At 71.5% G+C, this 16,206-nt stretch carries 16 protein-coding genes; 10 read left to right on the top strand and 6 right to left on the bottom strand.

What is annotated here, in order from left to right:
* Positions 1-90: 90 nt before the first annotated feature.
* Both H4687_RS06735 and H4687_RS06740 read right to left on the bottom strand, forming a co-directional pair.
* Entirely contained in the window at positions 91-732 is a 642-nt protein-coding gene (locus H4687_RS06735) for a response regulator (protein WP_046912897.1), read from the bottom strand.
* A 26-nt stretch (positions 733-758) separates the two neighbouring features.
* A complete protein-coding gene (locus H4687_RS06740) occupies positions 759-2,375 on the bottom strand; it encodes a sensor histidine kinase (RefSeq protein WP_046912898.1) in 1,617 nt (538 codons plus the stop codon).
* 384 nt (positions 2,376-2,759) lie between these two features.
* On the opposite strand from H4687_RS06740, the gene H4687_RS06745 reads away from it, so the two are divergent.
* Complete coding sequence (locus H4687_RS06745; protein WP_046912899.1) at positions 2,760-4,391, top strand: AMP-binding protein; 1,632 nt, start codon at positions 2,760-2,762, stop codon at positions 4,389-4,391.
* A gap of 125 nt (positions 4,392-4,516) precedes the next feature.
* Here H4687_RS06745 and H4687_RS06750 read toward each other — a convergent pair whose 3' ends face one another.
* Entirely contained in the window at positions 4,517-5,191 is a 675-nt protein-coding gene (locus tag H4687_RS06750; RefSeq protein WP_046912900.1) for a GntR family transcriptional regulator, read from the bottom strand.
* Positions 5,192-5,348: 157 nt separating this feature from the next.
* The gene (locus tag H4687_RS06755) at positions 5,349-6,032 is read right to left on the bottom strand and encodes a 4-carboxy-4-hydroxy-2-oxoadipate aldolase/oxaloacetate decarboxylase (protein ID WP_046912901.1); all 684 of its coding nucleotides are present in this window, start codon (positions 6,030-6,032) and stop codon (positions 5,349-5,351) included.
* A 416-nt stretch (positions 6,033-6,448) separates the two neighbouring features.
* Between H4687_RS06755 and H4687_RS06760 the strand changes: the two genes are divergently transcribed.
* The 9 genes from H4687_RS06760 to H4687_RS06800 all read left to right on the top strand — a co-directional run bounded on the left by H4687_RS06760 (position 6,449) and on the right by H4687_RS06800 (position 12,763).
* Entirely contained in the window at positions 6,449-7,198 is a 750-nt protein-coding gene (locus H4687_RS06760; RefSeq protein ID WP_046912902.1) for a PIG-L deacetylase family protein, read from the top strand.
* Positions 7,195-7,497, top strand: a complete 303-nt coding sequence (locus H4687_RS06765) for a hypothetical protein (RefSeq protein ID WP_046912903.1) — start codon at positions 7,195-7,197, stop codon at positions 7,495-7,497. The genes H4687_RS06760 and H4687_RS06765 overlap by 4 nt, the downstream gene beginning before the upstream one ends.
* A 123-nt stretch (positions 7,498-7,620) precedes the next feature.
* Complete coding sequence (locus H4687_RS06770; protein ID WP_046912904.1) at positions 7,621-8,661, top strand: PDR/VanB family oxidoreductase; 1,041 nt, start codon at positions 7,621-7,623, stop codon at positions 8,659-8,661.
* A gap of 63 nt (positions 8,662-8,724) precedes the next feature.
* Entirely contained in the window at positions 8,725-9,753 is a 1,029-nt protein-coding gene (locus tag H4687_RS06775) for an aromatic ring-hydroxylating dioxygenase subunit alpha (RefSeq protein WP_046912905.1), read from the top strand.
* Positions 9,750-10,463, top strand: a complete 714-nt coding sequence (locus tag H4687_RS06780) for an alpha/beta hydrolase (RefSeq protein ID WP_046912906.1) — start codon at positions 9,750-9,752, stop codon at positions 10,461-10,463. The genes H4687_RS06775 and H4687_RS06780 overlap by 4 nt, the downstream gene beginning before the upstream one ends.
* Positions 10,464-10,484: 21 nt before the next feature.
* Positions 10,485-10,766, top strand: a complete 282-nt coding sequence (locus H4687_RS06785) for a muconolactone Delta-isomerase family protein (protein WP_020114550.1) — start codon at positions 10,485-10,487, stop codon at positions 10,764-10,766.
* A complete protein-coding gene (locus tag H4687_RS06790) occupies positions 10,763-11,515 on the top strand; it encodes an SDR family NAD(P)-dependent oxidoreductase (protein ID WP_046912907.1) in 753 nt (250 codons plus the stop codon). The genes H4687_RS06785 and H4687_RS06790 overlap by 4 nt, the downstream gene beginning before the upstream one ends.
* Before the next feature lie 44 nt (positions 11,516-11,559).
* Positions 11,560-11,916, top strand: a complete 357-nt coding sequence (locus H4687_RS06795; protein ID WP_005475218.1) for a protocatechuate 4,5-dioxygenase subunit alpha — start codon at positions 11,560-11,562, stop codon at positions 11,914-11,916.
* Between the two features lies 1 nt (position 11,917).
* Positions 11,918-12,763 (top strand): class III extradiol dioxygenase subunit beta, encoded by an 846-nt coding sequence (locus H4687_RS06800; RefSeq protein ID WP_199813382.1) that lies wholly within the window; start codon positions 11,918-11,920, stop codon positions 12,761-12,763.
* Between the two features lie 35 nt (positions 12,764-12,798).
* Here the strand turns inward: H4687_RS06800 and H4687_RS06805 are convergent, their stop codons facing one another.
* A complete protein-coding gene (locus H4687_RS06805; RefSeq protein ID WP_046912909.1) occupies positions 12,799-13,215 on the bottom strand; it encodes a cytidine deaminase family protein in 417 nt (138 codons plus the stop codon).
* A 114-nt stretch (positions 13,216-13,329) separates the two neighbouring features.
* Complete coding sequence (locus H4687_RS06810) at positions 13,330-15,915, bottom strand: tryptophanase (RefSeq protein ID WP_050398136.1); 2,586 nt, start codon at positions 15,913-15,915, stop codon at positions 13,330-13,332.
* Between the last annotated feature and the right edge of the window lie 291 nt (positions 15,916-16,206).

The following is a 16,206-nucleotide window of genomic DNA, read 5'->3' on the forward strand; positions in this document are numbered from 1 at the left end:
CCCTGCCGGGTTCGGGACATGTGTCGCGGTCGGAGGCGTCACTCGTCCCGGTGGTCACCCTGGGCGGGGCCGATCCGCGCCGTGCGGCCCTCAGCCGCGTGGCGGGACCAGTCCCTGTCGTACGGCGAACAGCGCCGCCTGGGTCCGTGACGTGAGGCGGAGCTTGCGGAGCACATTGCTCACGTGCGTGCGGGCCGTGCGCTCGCTGATCACCAGTTCGTCGGCGATCTGCTGGTTGGACCGTCCTTCGGCGACGAGGACGAGGACATCACGCTCGCGGCCGGTGAGCGCGCCGAGCCCGGTCGGCGGCGCCACGATCTCCTGGGTGAGCCCTCGGGCCACCGCGGGGTCGAGGAAGACCTCGCCCCGTGCCGCCGCGCGGATCGCGGAGACCACCTCGCCGGCCTCCGCGTCCTTGAGCAGATAACCCGCGGCCCCCTGGGCGAGGGCGGCGTGGACGCGTTCCATCTCACCGAAACTGGTGAGCACCACGACCCGTACACCGGGGTGGTGTTCGCTGATCAGCCCGATCGCGGTGGAGCCGTCCATCCTGGGCATGAGCAGGTCGATCAGCACCACGTCCGGCAGCTCGCCGTGGGCCGCCATCGCGTCCAGCCGGGCGAGCGCCTCCTGCCCGTCGGCCGCTTCCGCGGCGGTCTCCATGTCGTCCATGACTTCCAGGTAGGCGCGGATGCCACGGCGTACGACGGCGTGGTCGTCCACGATCAGCACCCGGATCGGCCGGGGCTCCTCGCCGCTCAGAGCCGCACCGTCAGCGGGATGTTCGCGGAGTTGTCCGGGTCCTCGGGGGACGGGTCCGGCACCCGTACGGGCAGGGGTACGACCACGCGGACGGTCGTGCCCCTCCGAGCGCGCGATCTCATTCTCATGGTGCCACCCCATCGTTCCGCCCTTTCCCGCATGGTCGTCAGTCCGTAGCCCTCCCCGTCTCCCCGCGCACCGACGCTCCGGTCGCCTTCGGGAGGAACCGGGCTCTCGCTCGCGTCCCGCAGTCCGCGGCCGTTGTCGGTGACGCTCGCGGTCAGGGTGTGGCCGTGGACGCCGATGCGGACGGTGGCGAGGGTGGCCTCCGCGTGTTTGACCACGTTGTGGATGGCCTCCGCGACGATCCGGTAGGCGTCCTCGGCGAGTTCGGGGTCGATCGAGTCCAGTCCTCGCCCGAACCGGAGCCGGAAGTCCAGACCGGTCCGGTTCTCGGTGCTCCTGACGAGTGTGTGCACCGTCTCCTCCAGGCCGAGGTCGGCGGTGGAGGACGGGCGCAGTTCGTGCACCATCGCCCTCAGGTCGGCGAGCACGGTCCGCGAGAGCGTTCCGATCTCGTCCGCGAAGTGCCGGACGGCCTCGGCGGGCACCGGTGCGCCGCGCGTCCCGAGCACTCCCACCGCGTTGGCCTGCATGCCGATCGAGAACACCTGCTGGACGATCGAGTCGTGAAGGTCACGGGCCAGGCGCTGGCGTTCGTCCTGCCGGGCTCCGTCGCGTTCGCGCTGCAGCAGCGTGGCGTGGTCGACGGCGAGGGCGGCCTGTTCGGCCATGGCGGCGAGGAACTCCAGCGTGCGTGTGCCGACCTCCTGGCCCGGCGCGAAGTAGGCGTTCAGCACGCCTTCGGCGCGGCCGCGCACGGTCAGCGGCACGCTGACGAAGGAGTCCCAGGCAAGTTCGCCGAGGTAGTCGTGCAGCGGTTCCCAGGCCGGGTCCGAGCGGATCTCCGCCCATCGGTGGGGGACGACGATGGGTTCGCGTTCCTTCAGGGTGTCGAGCATGACCAGCCGGGCGCCCCGGTCGCGGCACTCCAGCAGACGGTCGAGGAACGTGTCCGAGCGCCGCAGCCCGGCGGAGCCCATCAGCCGCAGTTCCCGGCCCGTGCTGTCCAGGATCAGGATCTGCACCCCGGCCAGTCCGTCGGTCCGGACGATCTGCCGGGCGACGGCGTCGAGGGTCGAGCCCAGTGATCCCTCGGAGGCCAGGGAGACGGAGGTCCGGGCGATGGCGGCGACCCTGCGGTAGCGGTGCCCCTCGTCCGTCACGTCGCGGAAGGACACGACCTTCAGGCTCGGGCCGGCCGGCAGGTTGCGGGCCCGGTAGGCGAACTCGCGGCGCGTGCCGGAACCGGTCACCCAGTGGACGACCTGCTCGTCGGGCTGGTCCTCCAGCAGCCCCGGGCAGGCGGTGGGCTCCTGGGTGAGAGCGAACGGAGCGGGGGCCCCGATCAGGTCGGTCTCCCGGCGCGCGCCGCACAGCGCGACCGCCGCGGGGTTCAGCTGGACGAAACGGCCGGCGCCGTCCACCACGGCGAGGCCGTCCGCCGTCGCGGCGGCGACATCGCCCCACTCGACGAGCCGTGCAGCGGGCATGGCCTGTCTCCTCATCGGCTGCGTGCGACGGAGCCCATGGGGGCATGCCCACGGGGGGCGCGCCGGAGGGCGGGGGCGCATGGACTGGCGGAAGGGATCGATGGAGGGTCGGGGTCCGTCCGACGGCAGCATCGTAGCCCGGTGCGCCGACCCCGGTACTACGTCATTTGACCTGTTCATCGCCTGTCGAAGCGCCTGGTGGGGTTCAGTCATTGCTCGCGTTCCCCCTCCGACGGCACCCGCCTAGCCTGGGCATCCGCCTCGCCGGATCCCGCTCTCCCCCGGAAGGGATCCGGCGAGGCCCGTGGGACGGTCTCGGCCGCGTGGTCGGTCCGAGCCCGCGCCGCCTGATGTCCGAGCCCCGAGGACGAGGAGGTCCGAGGAATGGACGTGTCCATCGGCACGATCTGGGAGGCCGTCTCCCGCGCGCTGCCCGATGCCGTCGCCATCGCCGAGCCCGGTCGCGAGCTGACGTACCGGGAGTTCGACGATCGCGCGTCACGGCTGGCCGCCGCGCTGGAGGACGCCGGGGTGCGGGCCGGAGACACGGTGGCCTGCTACCTGTACAACGGCGCCGCGTACCTGGAGACGGTCTTCGCGGCGTTCAAGCTCGGCGCCGTGCCGGCGAACGCCAACTACCGTTACACCGGCGAGGAGTTGTCCGAGCTGCTCACGGACGCGGACGCGGTGGCGCTCGTCTTCAGTGGCGCCCTGGCGGACCGGGTCACGCACGCCGCCGGACACGTACGGACGCTGAAGCTGCTCGTGAGGGCGGGGGATCCGCCCGCCGAAGGCCCGGCCGGGCCCGCGGTGCCCGAGCTGGAGGAGCTGCTCGCCAAGCACGCACCCCGCGCGGCCCGGCCCCGGCCCGGCTCGGACCGGCTCTTCATGTACACCGGCGGCACGACGGGCAAGCCGAAGGGCGTGATGTGGCAGCTCAGCGACCTGCTCCACTCCATCCCGATCCTCCGCCAGGCCGGCGTCACCGAACTGTGGAAAACGCTCGACGAAGCCGCGTCGACCGCCGTCGCCGCCCGCCACGAGGGCAGAGCGCCCACCACCATGCCGGTCGTCCCTCTGATGCACGCCACCGGTCTGTTCAACACCATGGGGACCCTGATGGTGGGCGGCCGGGCGGTCATGGCACGGCGGGGCGGACTGGATCCGGTCCACGTCTGGCAGACGCTCGCCGAGCGCGAGGTCGACACGCTGCTCGTCGCGGGCAACGCCGTCTGCCGGCCGCTCGTCGACGAACTGGTGCGTGCCGAAGGCACCGGCACACCGTACGACCTGCGTACCCTGCGCACGGTCATCAGCTCCGGCACCGCGCTCGACGACCGGCTGAAGAAAGCGCTGCACGAACGCGCCGACGTCACGATCGTCGACGCCATCGCCTCCAGCGAGGGCGGCCCCTTCGCCCTTGGCGTCACCTCGTCGGTACGGGAGTTGCCGACCCGGTTCCGTCCGGTGCCCGCGGCCAGGGTGATCGGCGAAGGGGACCGTTTCGTCGAGCCCGGCAGCGGTGAGACCGGGAACCTCGCCTACTGCGGGCCCATGCCGCTCGGTTACTACAAGGACACCGGGAAGAGCGCCCGGACGTTCCGCACCATCGAGGGAGTGCGGTACGCCATCCCCGGCGATCTCGCCCAGATCGAGGCCGACGGCGCGATCAGGTTCCTCGGACGCGGCTCGGGTGTGATCAACACCGGCGGGGAGAAGGTCCACCCGCAGGAAGTGGAGGATGTGCTGCTGACGCACCCCGAGGTGACGGACTGCGTCGTCGTCGGTGTCCCCGACGAGACATGGGGCGAGCGGGTGGCCGCTGTCGTCGCGGTCGGACCGGCCGCCACCGCCTCCGGCGAGGAACTGCGCGACTGGGTCCGGCGCAGCCTCGCCGGTTACAAGGTCCCCCGGTCCGTCGTGCTGACGGACGTGCTGCCCCGCACGCCGACGGGCAAGCTCGAAATCGCCTGGGCCAGGAGGGCGGTCCAGAACGCCGGTGCGGCGGGAGGCTGACGGCTGTTCCCCGGACGACGGCCCGGGTAGACGAGGGTCCTCTTCGGAGAGAACACCATGGCGGTGGGCCGCCCCTAGGGAGGTGGTCGGACGTGCCGGAGACCTCGGTGACATGCGGAAGCCTCTCAGCCCTCCGCGGTCCTGCTCGTCTCCAGGGCCCTCAGCGCCTCGACCACACTGGCGATATGGGCCCGCATGGCGGCCTCGGCCTCCGCGGGGTCACCGGCGACGATCGCCTCGATGATCCGCTGGTGCTGGGGCAGCGACGCACGGGCCCGGCCGGGCACACGGGAGAGCATGAACCGGTGCCGGACCACCTGGGCCCTCAGTTGCTCGATGAGCCGGTCGGCGGTCTCGTGGCCGGCGATGTCACGTACACAGCGGTGCAGGCGGGCGTTGAGGTCGCTGTAGGCGGCCAGTTCGCCGTCGGCCACCGCCTTGGCCATCTCCGCGCCGATCCCGCGCAAGGTCTCGGCCCCCGCCGGGCTGATCCGCTCCGCCGCGCGGGCGGCGATCAGCCCTTCCAGCACCATGCGGGCCTCGGTGATCTGGACGGCCTCGGCGAAGGTGATCTCCCGGACGCGGGCGCCGCGGTTGCGCTGGATCTCCACCAGCCCCTCCGCCGCCAGTTGCTGGAACGCCGCCCGCACGCCGGCGCGGCGGACGCCGAACTGTTCGCAGAGATCCGCCTCGACCAGGCGCTGACGCGGTACGTACTCGCCGCGCAGCACCGCGTCCCGGATCGCACCGGTGACGTCGATTGCGGCGGGAGTACTGGGGGGAGTAACGGAAGTGCTCATCGTGCCTGGTCACCATCCACCGTGGGTTCTTGAGCGAGGAGGGCCGGTGCGTTCCGCGCGGTCGTGCGGGCTGCGCCGGCCCAAGGCGGGCATCGCGGTCGGCGTTCACTGCCGGAGGTGCCGCTCTCCCGCGGCACCTCCGGAGCGGGGCGAGGGGTCAGTCCTGGTAGGTGACGCCGAGTTCGGCGAGCCGGGCGCGCAGTCCGTAGTGGTCGACGCCCAGCGTCCCCGAACGCAGGACCTCCCGGTTGACGGCTTCCTTCGCGATCCGCTTCTCCGCCAGCTCGGCCGCCTCCTCCGCCTCCGCGCGAGGTACGACGACCACACCGTCGTCGTCGGCGACGACGACGTCCCCGGGCCGGACGGACACCCCGCCGAGCGTCACGGGCACGTTGACCGAGCCCGGGGACGCCTTCACCGTGCCCTGCGCGGACACGGCACGGGCCCAGACGTGGAAGCCCATCTCCCGCAGTTCCACGGTGTCGCGCACCCCGGCCGCCGTGACCAGGCCGATGACGCCGCGGGCGGCGAGGGACGTCGCCAGCAGTTCGCCGAACATGCCGTCCGTGGACGGGGAGGTGGTGGTCACCACGAGGACGTCTCCGGGGCGGCACACCTCGACGGCCGCGTGGATCATCAGGTTGTCCCCGGGATGCGAGCTGACGGTCACCGCCGGGCCCGCCACCCGCACATCGTGCTGGTTCGGTTTCAGGTCGGGGCCCGCGAAGCCACGGCGGCCGATGGCCTCGTGGACGGTGGACGCCCCGGCCTCGGCGAGCCGGGCGACGACGTCCGGGGCCGGTCGGTCGATGGTCCTGACGACGACATGACGGCTGGGCATGTCTCCTCCGGTCTGATCCGGGATTGGTGTCAGGAGATTGCTTGAAGTCAACACTATTGTCAACAAAAACATTCGCGATATGGTGACAACGCGTCGTCGGCTCGTCCCGACCCGCTCGCCTCGTGTCAACGTCGAGCCACTGCGGCCGACTTCGCCGGATGCTCGTCCTCGGACACGGCGTCGCTTCACGGCCGTACCACTCGCCGCACCACTTGCCGAATCTCATGCCGAACCACGTGCCGGGCCTCATGCCGCACCTCGTGCCGAACCCCGTGCAGGACCTGCTTGCGCCAGGTCTGCGGGCACGCGACTCGGCGGCCCGTCACCGGCACTCAAGACCGCCGACATCTCGGCACCCGCCGACCGTCCCGCGGACATGGCGATCCGCCCGGTCCCGTCCGACTCAAGGAGCCCCCATGGCCCTCACCGCACCCCCACCCTCCGACGACGCCCTGCTGGTGATCAGCGCGCACGCCGGCGACTTCGTCTGGCGTGCCGGCGGCGCCATCGCCCTGGCCGCCGAACGCGGTCAGCGCGCCAAGGTGCTGTGCCTGAGCTTCGGCGAACGCGGTGAGTCCGCCAAAGCCTGGCGGGACGGTCTCGGCCTCGACGAGATCAAGCGACTGCGCCGAACGGAGGCCGCCGACGCCGCCGCCACGCTGGGCGCCGAGATCGAGTTCCTGGACGCAGGGGACTACCCCCTGCGGGAGACACCCGAGTTGGTGGACCGCATCGTGCACGTCTACCGGGAGGTGAACCCCGCGGTCGTCCTCACGCACACCCTCACCGACCCCTACAACGGCGACCATCCCGCCGCCGCCCGCATGGCACTCCAGGCGCGTGTGCTCGCTCAGGCGATCGGCTACGACGCGCCCGGAGAGCCCCTGGGTGCTCCCCCGGTGTTCTTCTTCGAACCGCACCAGCCCGAGCAGTGCGACTTCAAGCCGAACGTCCTGCTCGACATCACGAGCGTCTTCGCCAGGAAGCGCAAGGCCATGGAGTGCCTGGCCGCCCAGCAGCACATGTGGGACTACTACACCGATCTCGCCAAGCGGCGCGGGGTCCAGCTCAAGCGCAACGCCGGTCCCAATCTGGGCCTTTCGCACGGCACCATGGGCGAGGCCTACGTACGGCTCTACCCCGAGACCACGGGGACGCTGGCATGACCGCGGCCGCCGCGGCCACGCACATCTGGGTGCCCTTCCGCGGCACCTCCCTGTTCGTGAAGTTCGCGCGGGGAGCGGACGCCCAGGACCGTGCCGCCGGTCACCGGGGGCTGCTGACCGACGCCTTCCCGTCGGACGGCGTCACACGGGACGACCGGTACGGCGAGCCTCTGTGGCGGGTCGACGCGGAGCATCTGCACGCCGTGGTGGAAGCGCTGTGGAGCACGGACCAGCCGCTGCACATCCACCTCGACCAGGCCCCGTGGCACGGCCGGGAGCCCGGCGGGCGCGACGAATGACGTAGTGGGGCCCGGACCTTCCGCCGTCCGGGTCCGGTCATTAGCGCGACGACCTGCGCGTTCCCCCGCGACTAGCGTCGAAGGTGCCACCGCAGCACCGACCGCGCCGAGGAGATGACACGCATGACGAGCCCGTCGACCGCCGCCCCGGACGCGCTCCCGCTCGGGACGGCCGTTGCCACGACGACCCCGGCGCCACGCGGCACCGACTACGACGGCACGGTCACCGTGCTGTCCCGCCAGACGGTGGCGGACGGTGTCACGTCCCTGCTGCTCGCACCGCGCGACGGCGTACCGCTGCCGCGCTGGCAGCCGGGCGCGCACATCGACGTGGTCCTCCCCACGGGCACCGTCCGCCAGTACTCGCTGTGCGGTCCGACGGCCGTCACCGACCGCTGGCGCATCGCGGTGCTGCGGGAGCCCGACGGACGGGGCGGATCGCGGTGGATCCACGACGAGGTCCGCGAGACGAGCGAGCTGCGGATACGGGGTCCGCGGAACAACTTCCCCCTGCGGCAGGCGGCGCGGTACCTGTTCGTCGCCGGCGGCATCGGCATCACCCCGCTGCTGCCGATGATCGCCGAGGTCCACGCGGCCGGAGCGGACTGGTCCCTGCTCTACGGGGGCCGGAGCCGGGCGTCCATGGCGTTCCTGTCCGAGCTGGAGGGCTACGGCGAGCGTGTGACCGTACGGCCGCAGGACGAGTACGGCCTGCTCGACCTCGCCGGCCATCTCGGCGAACCCGACCCCTCCGCAGTGGTGTACTGCTGCGGCCCGGCCGGGCTGATCGACGCTGTCGAGGCCCACTGCGCCACCTGGCCGGCGGGAGCGCTCAACGTGGAGCGGTTCGCCGCGGCCCCCGGGTCGCACTCGGATGAGGGTGGCGGCAAGGGTGACGAGCCGTTCGAGGTGGAGCTGCGCTCGTCCGGAGTGATGCTCACCGTGCGGCCGGGACAGTCGGTGCTCAGGGCCGTGGAAGCGGCGGGCGTGCCGGTCCTGTCCTCCTGCGAGGAGGGCATCTGCGGCTCCTGCGAGACCGCTGTGCTGGCGGGCGACATCGACCACCGGGACGCCCTGCTGACCGAGGACGAGCGGGCGGCCGGCGACACCATGCTGATCTGCGTCTCCCGCGCCCGCGGAGGCCGTCTCGTCCTGGACCTCTGACCTGGCTCCTGGGTCTCGACCCGCCGCCCGAAGAAGACTTCGAAGAGAAAGGCGTTGCCGTCCATGCTCTCCTCACACGTGCGCAACGGCTGGTACCTGGGAGCCTGGTCCGACGAGATCGGCCGGACGCTCACCCGCCGCTGGATCACGGACATCCCGGTCTGCTTCTACCGGTTGCCCGACGGCGGCGTGACCGCCGTCGAGGACCGCTGTCCGCACCGCAAGTACCCGCTGTCCCTGGGCCACTTGGACGACGAGGGCACCCTCCAGTGCGACTACCACGGTTACCGCTTCGACGGTGAGGGCGTGTGTGTCGGCGTCGCCGAGCAGGCCGACCGGCCCAAGGCCGCCCTGCGCCGCTTCCCCCTGGTGGAGAAGGACGGCGTCATCTGGATCTGGCCCGGCGACCCCGACCTGGCCGACGCGCGCCTGCTGCCGGACACCTCGTGGCTGACCGACCCGCACTGGACCCACGTCCACGGCGTCGTACCGCTGAAGGCGCGCCACCTGTTGCTGGTGGAGAACCTGCTCGACCTCACGCACGAGACCTTCCTGCACCCGACGAGCATCGGCAACGCGGCCGTGGCCGCCACCCCGATCGACGTCACCGTGGACGGTGACCGGGTCGGCTTCAGCCGCCGCATGGTCGGCATCGAGGCCCCGCCCTTCTACGAGAGGTCGTGCGGGCTGACCTCACCGGTGGACCGCTGGCAGGACGGCGAGTTCCACCCGCCCGGCATCTTCGTCCTCCACATCCGCGTCGCGGCCACCGGCACCGAGGAACCGGAGGGCTTCCACATGAAGGTGCTGTATGGCATGACGCCCGGGCGGGGCAACGAGACCCACGACTTCTACGCCCTGGCCCGCGACTACCTCATCGACGACGAGCAGCTCACCGAGTTCCAGCACAAGCAGCAGCTGGCGGTGATGCAGGAGGACGTCGACGCCCTGGAGGCCCAGGAGTTGATGTACGCCACCGATCCCGGCGGCACCGCCGAGTCCAGCATCCGCTCCGATCTGGCCGCCCTGCGCGGACGCCGGGCGCTGGCGAAGATGCTGGCCCGCGAGCAGCGGGGAAGCGTGTCGGCATGAGCGTCTTCGTCCTCCTGCACGGCGCCTGGCACGGCGGTTGGGTGTGGCAGCGTGTGGCAGCGCGGTTGCGCGCCGCCGGGCACGACGTGCACGCCCCCACTCTCACCGGAGTGAGCGACCGCGCCCACCTGCTCGGTCCTCAAGTGGGCCTCGCTACGCACGTCCAGGACGTCGTGGCCCTGATCGAGGCCCACGACCTGCGGGACGTGGTGCTCGTCGGACACAGCTACGCCGGTCAGGTCGTCACCGGCGTCGCCGACCGTGTCCCGGAGCGGTTGGCCGGACGGGTCCACCTCGACGCCTTCGTCGGCGACGACGGGGACGCGGCGATCGGCCTGCTGCCCCCCACCGTCGCCGGCCACTACCGGGAGTCCGTGGCCGGGCCGGGCTTCGGCTGGCTCATCCCGGTGCGCTCGCTGAGCGTTCTGGGGGTGCGGGAACAGTCGGACCTGGACTGGCTCGGCCCCCGCCTCACCCCGCACCCGTGGCTGACCTACACCGAGCCGTTGCGGCTGACCGGAAAGGCCGACCACGTGCCCGGCGTCTTCGTCGAATGCACCGACTGGATGCGGGTGTTCACCCCGCACGCCGAGCGCGCCGCCGCCCGGGGTTGGCCGGTCCACGAGATCGCCACCGGTCACGAGGCCATGGTCACCGCCCCCGGCGAACTGGCGGACATGTTGCTGGATGTCGCCGGCTCCGGCCTGTAGCCCTGAAAGGTGGAGACCCGCATGGAATTCCTCGTCCGCACCGAGAACACCCTGCCCCCGGACACCCCTGACGACGTCCGAGCGAGCCTGCGCGAGGGAGAGCGCGCACGGGCGCGGGAACTCCGCGAGGCCGGGATCCTGAAACGGCTGTGGCGGGTACCGGGCCGCAACGCGACCATCGGCCTGTACGAGGCCGCCGACCCGGCGGAGCTGCACGACGCCCTGGTGTCCCTGCCGATGTGGAAGTGGATGGACATCACCGTGGAGGCCCTGGCCACCCATCCGCAGGAGAAGGCACCGTGACCGCGCGGAGCGCTCGGGTCGCGGTGGTCACGGGCGCGGCGGGCGGACTCGGCGGGCCCCTCGTGCGCCGGCTGGCCGCCGACGGGTTCACCGTCGCCGCCCTGGACATCACCGAACCGGACGACACGGCGGGGTTCGACGACAGGGCAGGGATCACCGGCGTACGGGCGTGGCGTTGTGACGTCAGCGACCCGGCCGCCACCCGCCGTACCGTCGAGGAGATCGCGGAGGCCTTCGGCGGCGTGGACGTCCTGGTCAACAACGCGGGCCTGCTGTCCGGCCGGAGCGGTCTGCTGGAGGCCACCCCGCGGGAAATGCACCGCTTCTTCGCCGTCAACGCCGTCGGCCCGCTGCTCATGGTGCAGGCGTGCGTGCCGTGGCTGGTCAGGAGCGCGCACCGCGGACGGGTGATCAACGTCGCCTCCCGCACCTTCTTCACCGGCTCACCGGGCCAACTCGCCTACGTCGCCAGCAAGGGTGCGCTGATCGGCGTGACCCGGGTGATGGCGCGAGAACTGGGCGAGCACGGGATCACCGTCAACGCGGTGGCCCCCGCCCAGGTCGCCACCCCGGGCACCAGGGCCCACTCCGGCGACGAGGTGTTCGCCGCGACCATGCGGCAGCAGGCGATCCAGGAGTACGTCACCCCGGAGCACTTCGCGGGACTCGTCTCGTATCTGGCCTCGCCGGACGGGGCCATGGTCACCGGTCAGACGCTCGTCTGCGACGGCGGTGGGCTGCTGCGCTGAGCGGTTGCCGGACACGACAGCGGAAGAGGAGGGAGAGGAAGGCCATGTCCAGCCGCACACCCCACATCACGGGTACCTACGTCTTCGACACCGCCGACAACCGTCGGGGCCGGGCGCTGAACCGGCTCTGCGGCTCGTTGAAGGAGGCCGGCAACCGCGTGCGGTTCAGCGCGGACGAGGGCGCGTACTGCGAGGCGTACGGACTCACGGCCGAGCAACGGGAGGCGGTCCTGGGCCGGGACTGGACACGGATGCTGGAGCTGGGCGGCTCCATCTTCTACGTGTTCAAGCTCGCGGTACTCGACCAGAAGTCCATGCAGTACCTCGGAGGGGTGTTCACCGGCATGACCACCGAGGAGTTCGCTCAGGCACTGGAAGCGGGAGGGCGGAGCTTTGGCTGAGGTGATTTGGGGTCTGGCCACCTCGCACGTGCCGTCGATCGGTGCGGCGATGGACCGCGGGAAGACCGAGGACCCGTACTGGAGACCACTGTTCGACGGGTACGCGCCGGCCCGTGCGTGGATGGCCCGGCACACGCCGGACGTGGCCGTGGTCGTCTACAACGACCACGCCAACGCCGTCGACATGTCCGTCACACCGACCTTCGCGGTCGGCGCGGCGGCCTCGTACGAGGTGGCGGACGAAGGATGGGGCAGCCGTCCGGTCCCGACCGTCGTCGGCGCCCCGGAGTTCTCCGACCATCTCATCGAAAGCCTGGTCGACTCCTCCTTCGACATCACGGTGTTCCAGGATCTCGCCGTGGACCACGGTCTGACCGTGCCGTTGTCGGTGTACTGCCCCGACCCCGGGGAGAGCTGGCCGTGTGCCGTCGTCCCCCTCCTGGTCAACGTCATCCAGTACCCGCAGCCCACGGCGGCACGGTGCCTGGCCCTGGGCAGGGCCCTCGGCGAGGCGATCCGCTCCTACCCCGAGGACCTCAAGGTCGCCGTCTTCGGTACCGGCGGCATGTCCCACCAACTCGCGGGCGCCCGCGCGGGACTGATCAACCAGGACTTCGACCGGATGTACCTGGACGCCATCGAGCACGACCCGGAGAAGCTGGCGGCGCTGACCCGGGAGGACTACATCCGCGAGGCCGGCTCCGAGGGAATCGAGCTCATCATGTGGCTGATCATGCGCGGCGCCCTCGGGCCACGCATCCGCCGTGTGCACGACGCCTATCACGTGCCCGCCTCCAACACGGCGGCCGGGATGGTGCTGTTCGAGAATCGTCCACTGCCGCGATAGCCGGTCCGGGTGGGTTCCACCGCGTGCTGCGGCCGCTAGGCGTCGAGCTGGTGGTCGGCCCAGACGTAGCCGGCCGGCAGCAGGTCGGCAATGGGCACGGTCCGGGTGTGGTCGCCCACGACGACGATGACCTTCAGGGCGGGGAAGTAGTCGAGGAGGACCTGGCGGCATCGGCCGCAGGGCGGTACGACTCCCCGGTCGCGGTCGCCCACGGCGACGACGGTGTCGAGTTCGTAGGCTCCCTGGGCGGCCGCCGCGCCGATGAGCACCAGTTCGGCGCAGGGGCCTCCGGTGAAGTGGTAGGCGTTCACGGCGGTGATGATGCGGCCGTCCCGGGCGCGGGCCGCGGCTGCCATGGTGTGGTTGTCGCCCCGGCAGCGGGTGCGCGCGGTGTCGGTCGCGGCCCGGATGAGTTCGTGGTCGACGGGGTGAGTATCGGTCGTCTTCGTCATCGTCTCGGCTTGGTGTGCGTCTTGGTGTTCGTCTTCGTGTGATCGGCGCGCGCGACGCCCCGGCGGAGGGTGGGGCAGCTCCGTCGGGGCGTCGATGTCACCTGGCCGGGGTTGTCAGCCGGTCACCGGCTGCAGTTTGGCGCGGAAGTGCCGCAGGATCGGGGACTGCTCCACGATGCGGTAGCCGTGGACGGATTCCGCGTTCTTGACGATCTGTTCCAGGGTCCGGCCGACGTGGTCGTAGTGGCTGCGGGTGTAGACGCGGCGTGGGAGCGCCAGTCGGACCAGTTCGTACGGCGCGCTCTTGGTGGGGTTGCCGTCCTCGTCCTCCTCGCCGAGGTAGAGGGAGCCGAGTTCGGCCGAGCGGATGCCGCCTTCGAGGTAGAGGCGGCAGGCGAGGGCGTGGCCCGGGTAGTGGTGGGGCGGTATGTGCGGGAGCAGGCGTCCGGCGTTGAGGTAGAGGGCGTGCAGGCCCGGGGGTTCGAGGATGTCGACGCCGGCCGAGCGGACGCGGTCGGCGAGGTGGGAGGCGACGTCGGCGCGTTCGGCGAGGTAGGCGGGTTCGGTCACCTCCAGCAGGCCGGTGGCCATCATGTCGAGGTCGCGGCCGGCGAGGCCGCCGTAGGTGGCGAAGCCCTCGGTGGCGATGAGGAGGCGTTCGCACTTCTCGGCGAGTTCGGGGTCGTTGAGGCCGATGAAGCCGCCGATGTGGACGATGCCGTCCTTCTTGGCGCTCATGACGCAGCCGTCGGCGAGACGGAACGCTTCCTCGGCGACCTGGCGGGGTGTGCGGTCGCGGTAGCCCTCTTCGTGGCGCGTGACGAGCCAGGCGTTCTCGGCGAACCGGGCGGCGTCCAGGATCATGGGGACGCCGTGGCGGCGGCAGATCTCGGCGGTCTGCTTGAGGTTCTCCATGGAGACGGGCTGGCCGCCGCCTCCGTTGTTGGTGATCGTCATGATCACCACGCGGACGCGGGAGCCGTCCGGTCCTTCGAGTGTGGTGCGGAGCTTGTCGAGGTCGATGTTGCCCTTGAAGGGGCGTTCGCTGTCGAGGTCGCGGGCCTCGGCGCACGGGATGTCATGGGCCTGACACCCGGAGAGTTCCACGTTCGCCCGGGTGGTGTCGAAGTGGGTGTTGGCCAGGACGATGCCGCCGGGTTCGAGAAGGGTGTTGAACAGGATGCGTTCGGCGGCGCGTCCCTGGTGGGCCGGGAGGATGTGCCGGTAGCCGGTCAGCTCGGTCACGGTCTCGTGGAAGCGGTAGAAGGAGCGTGAGCCCGCGTAGGACTCGTCGCCCTCCATCCCCGCGGCGAGCTGGGCCGCGGAGATGGCGCCGGTGCCCGAGTCGCTGAGCAGGTCGATGGTCACCTCCTCGGCGCGCAGGTCGAAGAGGTTGTAGTGCACCCGCTCCAGCGCCGCCTCGCGCTGTTGCCGGGTGGTGAGCGCGATGGGCTCGACGACCTTGATGCGGTAGGGCTCCATGCTGATCCTTGCTCCTGACGTACTGCTGAATGTCTGGTCGTTGCCGTGCCGGGGGCCGGACTCGTGCCGCCCGGGGGACGGTGCGGTGCGGTCCGCCGAGGGGGTGTTCGGGGGCCGGACCTCGTAGGCCTCCGACGAGATGTACGTGGTCACCCGGGGAGGCTGGTGCTGCTCGTGGGCCAGCGCCACGTAGGCGATGAGTCCGGCGCCGTCCTGCGGCGGCCGGGGGGTGACGGCGGCCAGTGACCGGGCGAGGGTGTCGGTGCCGAGCCCGTGGCGGCCGAGGACGGTTCCGGCCCAGCGCAGTGCCTGCGCGTCGTCCCGGGCGTAGTCCCTGACCGGGACGTGGAGCGTGAAGCCGGTGGGACCGCCGGTGGTCCGGGTGAAGGAGTGGCAGGTCAGGACGGGGCGCCGGTCGAACCGGGCCTCCGCGACCGAGGACTGCCCTGCTCCGTCGCCGAAGCCGCCCGCCGTGCGGAGGAACTCCTCCAGCGTCGCGCTGTCGGGGCCGGAGTCCATCCGGCACAGGCCGCCGACGGCTGCCACCGGCAGCCCGTGGTGGGTGGCGTAGATCTTCACCCGGGGCGCCGCCCAGTCCCCCAGGTCGAGGGCGAAGAACGGGTAGCCGTCGGCCGGGGGCAGCGCGTCGAAGGCGTGCCGGTGGCCGAGCCGGTCCAGCGCTTCCCGGATCGTCCCGGCGGCTCTCGTCGCGCCGGACGCCGCCGGGTTCAGGTACACCTTCATCCTGGGGACGCCGCCGGGGCACAGCTCCAGAGCGATCCACAGAGCCAGCGGGCCGTGCGGGTCGGGGGGCAGGAACAGGTCCTCCAGAGCGTCGAGTTGTGCGGTGCCGAAGCCCCAGCGTCGTGCCATGGACCGGACGACGCGCAGTCCGGTGCGCCCGTCCTCGCGAAGGGTGTCGGCGCCGCATCCCGGCTCCAGCAGCACCCGCAGCCTGGGGGCCGCGTCCGGTGCGAAGGAGAGCGAGAACTCCACGGGGGTGGAGTCGTCGGACAGGAAGCTCCGGGAGGGGGGCGGCAGGTCCAGGGACCGCTCGGCCGCCGCTCCGAGGGAGTCGGTCAGTACGTGCGCGTAGGTGTCCGCGTCGGACGGGCCGAGCCCGGACACCTGGCACAGCCGCCGCAGTTGGCCCGTCACGAGGTCGCCGAGCGTCCGGTCCTCGCGGGTCCCCCCGGTGCCGGACCCGTGGGCGCTCACCGGTGCTCCCACCGCTGCTCGGAGTGGGGGGACGGTGCCGGGGACGCGGGTTTCCCCTGGTCGGCGGCCGGTGTATAGGAGGAGACGCAAAGATACCCGCCGACCTCGGCGGGTATCTCGTCTCGTGGTGACCGGTGGCGGATCTCGCCCTTCGTGGCCTCCACGGGGGTTAATGCGGTGTGCCGTCGGGAGCGGCGGTACATGTCCGGATGTCGAGCAGAAGCGGCGCCGGTGGATATGTGGTCCACGACACCTCCCTTTGTTCGTTGGTCACCACGAATTGCCGCCGCG

The organism is Streptomyces stelliscabiei, assembly GCF_014873495.1.
Taxonomy (GTDB): domain Bacteria; phylum Actinomycetota; class Actinomycetes; order Streptomycetales; family Streptomycetaceae; genus Streptomyces; species Streptomyces bottropensis.

What these genes read in the sequence shown, in the direction of transcription:
- H4687_RS06760 (WP_046912902.1), top strand. Translation starts at nt 6,449, where the DNA reads ATGGCCCTCACCGCACCCCCACCCTCCGACGACGCCCTGCTGGTGATC.
- H4687_RS06785 (WP_020114550.1), top strand. Translation starts at nt 10,485, where the DNA reads ATGGAATTCCTCGTCCGCACCGAGAACACCCTGCCCCCGGACACCCCT.
- H4687_RS06740 (WP_046912898.1), bottom strand. Translation starts at nt 2,375, where the DNA reads ATGCCCGCTGCACGGCTCGTCGAGTGGGGCGATGTCGCCGCCGCGACG.
- H4687_RS06765 (WP_046912903.1), top strand. Translation starts at nt 7,195, where the DNA reads ATGACCGCGGCCGCCGCGGCCACGCACATCTGGGTGCCCTTCCGCGGC.
- H4687_RS06780 (WP_046912906.1), top strand. Translation starts at nt 9,750, where the DNA reads ATGAGCGTCTTCGTCCTCCTGCACGGCGCCTGGCACGGCGGTTGGGTG.
- H4687_RS06770 (WP_046912904.1), top strand. Translation starts at nt 7,621, where the DNA reads ATGACGAGCCCGTCGACCGCCGCCCCGGACGCGCTCCCGCTCGGGACG.
- H4687_RS06805 (WP_046912909.1), bottom strand. Translation starts at nt 13,215, where the DNA reads ATGACGAAGACGACCGATACTCACCCCGTCGACCACGAACTCATCCGG.
- H4687_RS06775 (WP_046912905.1), top strand. Translation starts at nt 8,725, where the DNA reads ATGCTCTCCTCACACGTGCGCAACGGCTGGTACCTGGGAGCCTGGTCC.
- H4687_RS06755 (WP_046912901.1), bottom strand. Translation starts at nt 6,032, where the DNA reads ATGCCCAGCCGTCATGTCGTCGTCAGGACCATCGACCGACCGGCCCCG.
- H4687_RS06745 (WP_046912899.1), top strand. Translation starts at nt 2,760, where the DNA reads ATGGACGTGTCCATCGGCACGATCTGGGAGGCCGTCTCCCGCGCGCTG.
- H4687_RS06750 (WP_046912900.1), bottom strand. Translation starts at nt 5,191, where the DNA reads ATGAGCACTTCCGTTACTCCCCCCAGTACTCCCGCCGCAATCGACGTC.
- H4687_RS06795 (WP_005475218.1), top strand. Translation starts at nt 11,560, where the DNA reads ATGTCCAGCCGCACACCCCACATCACGGGTACCTACGTCTTCGACACC.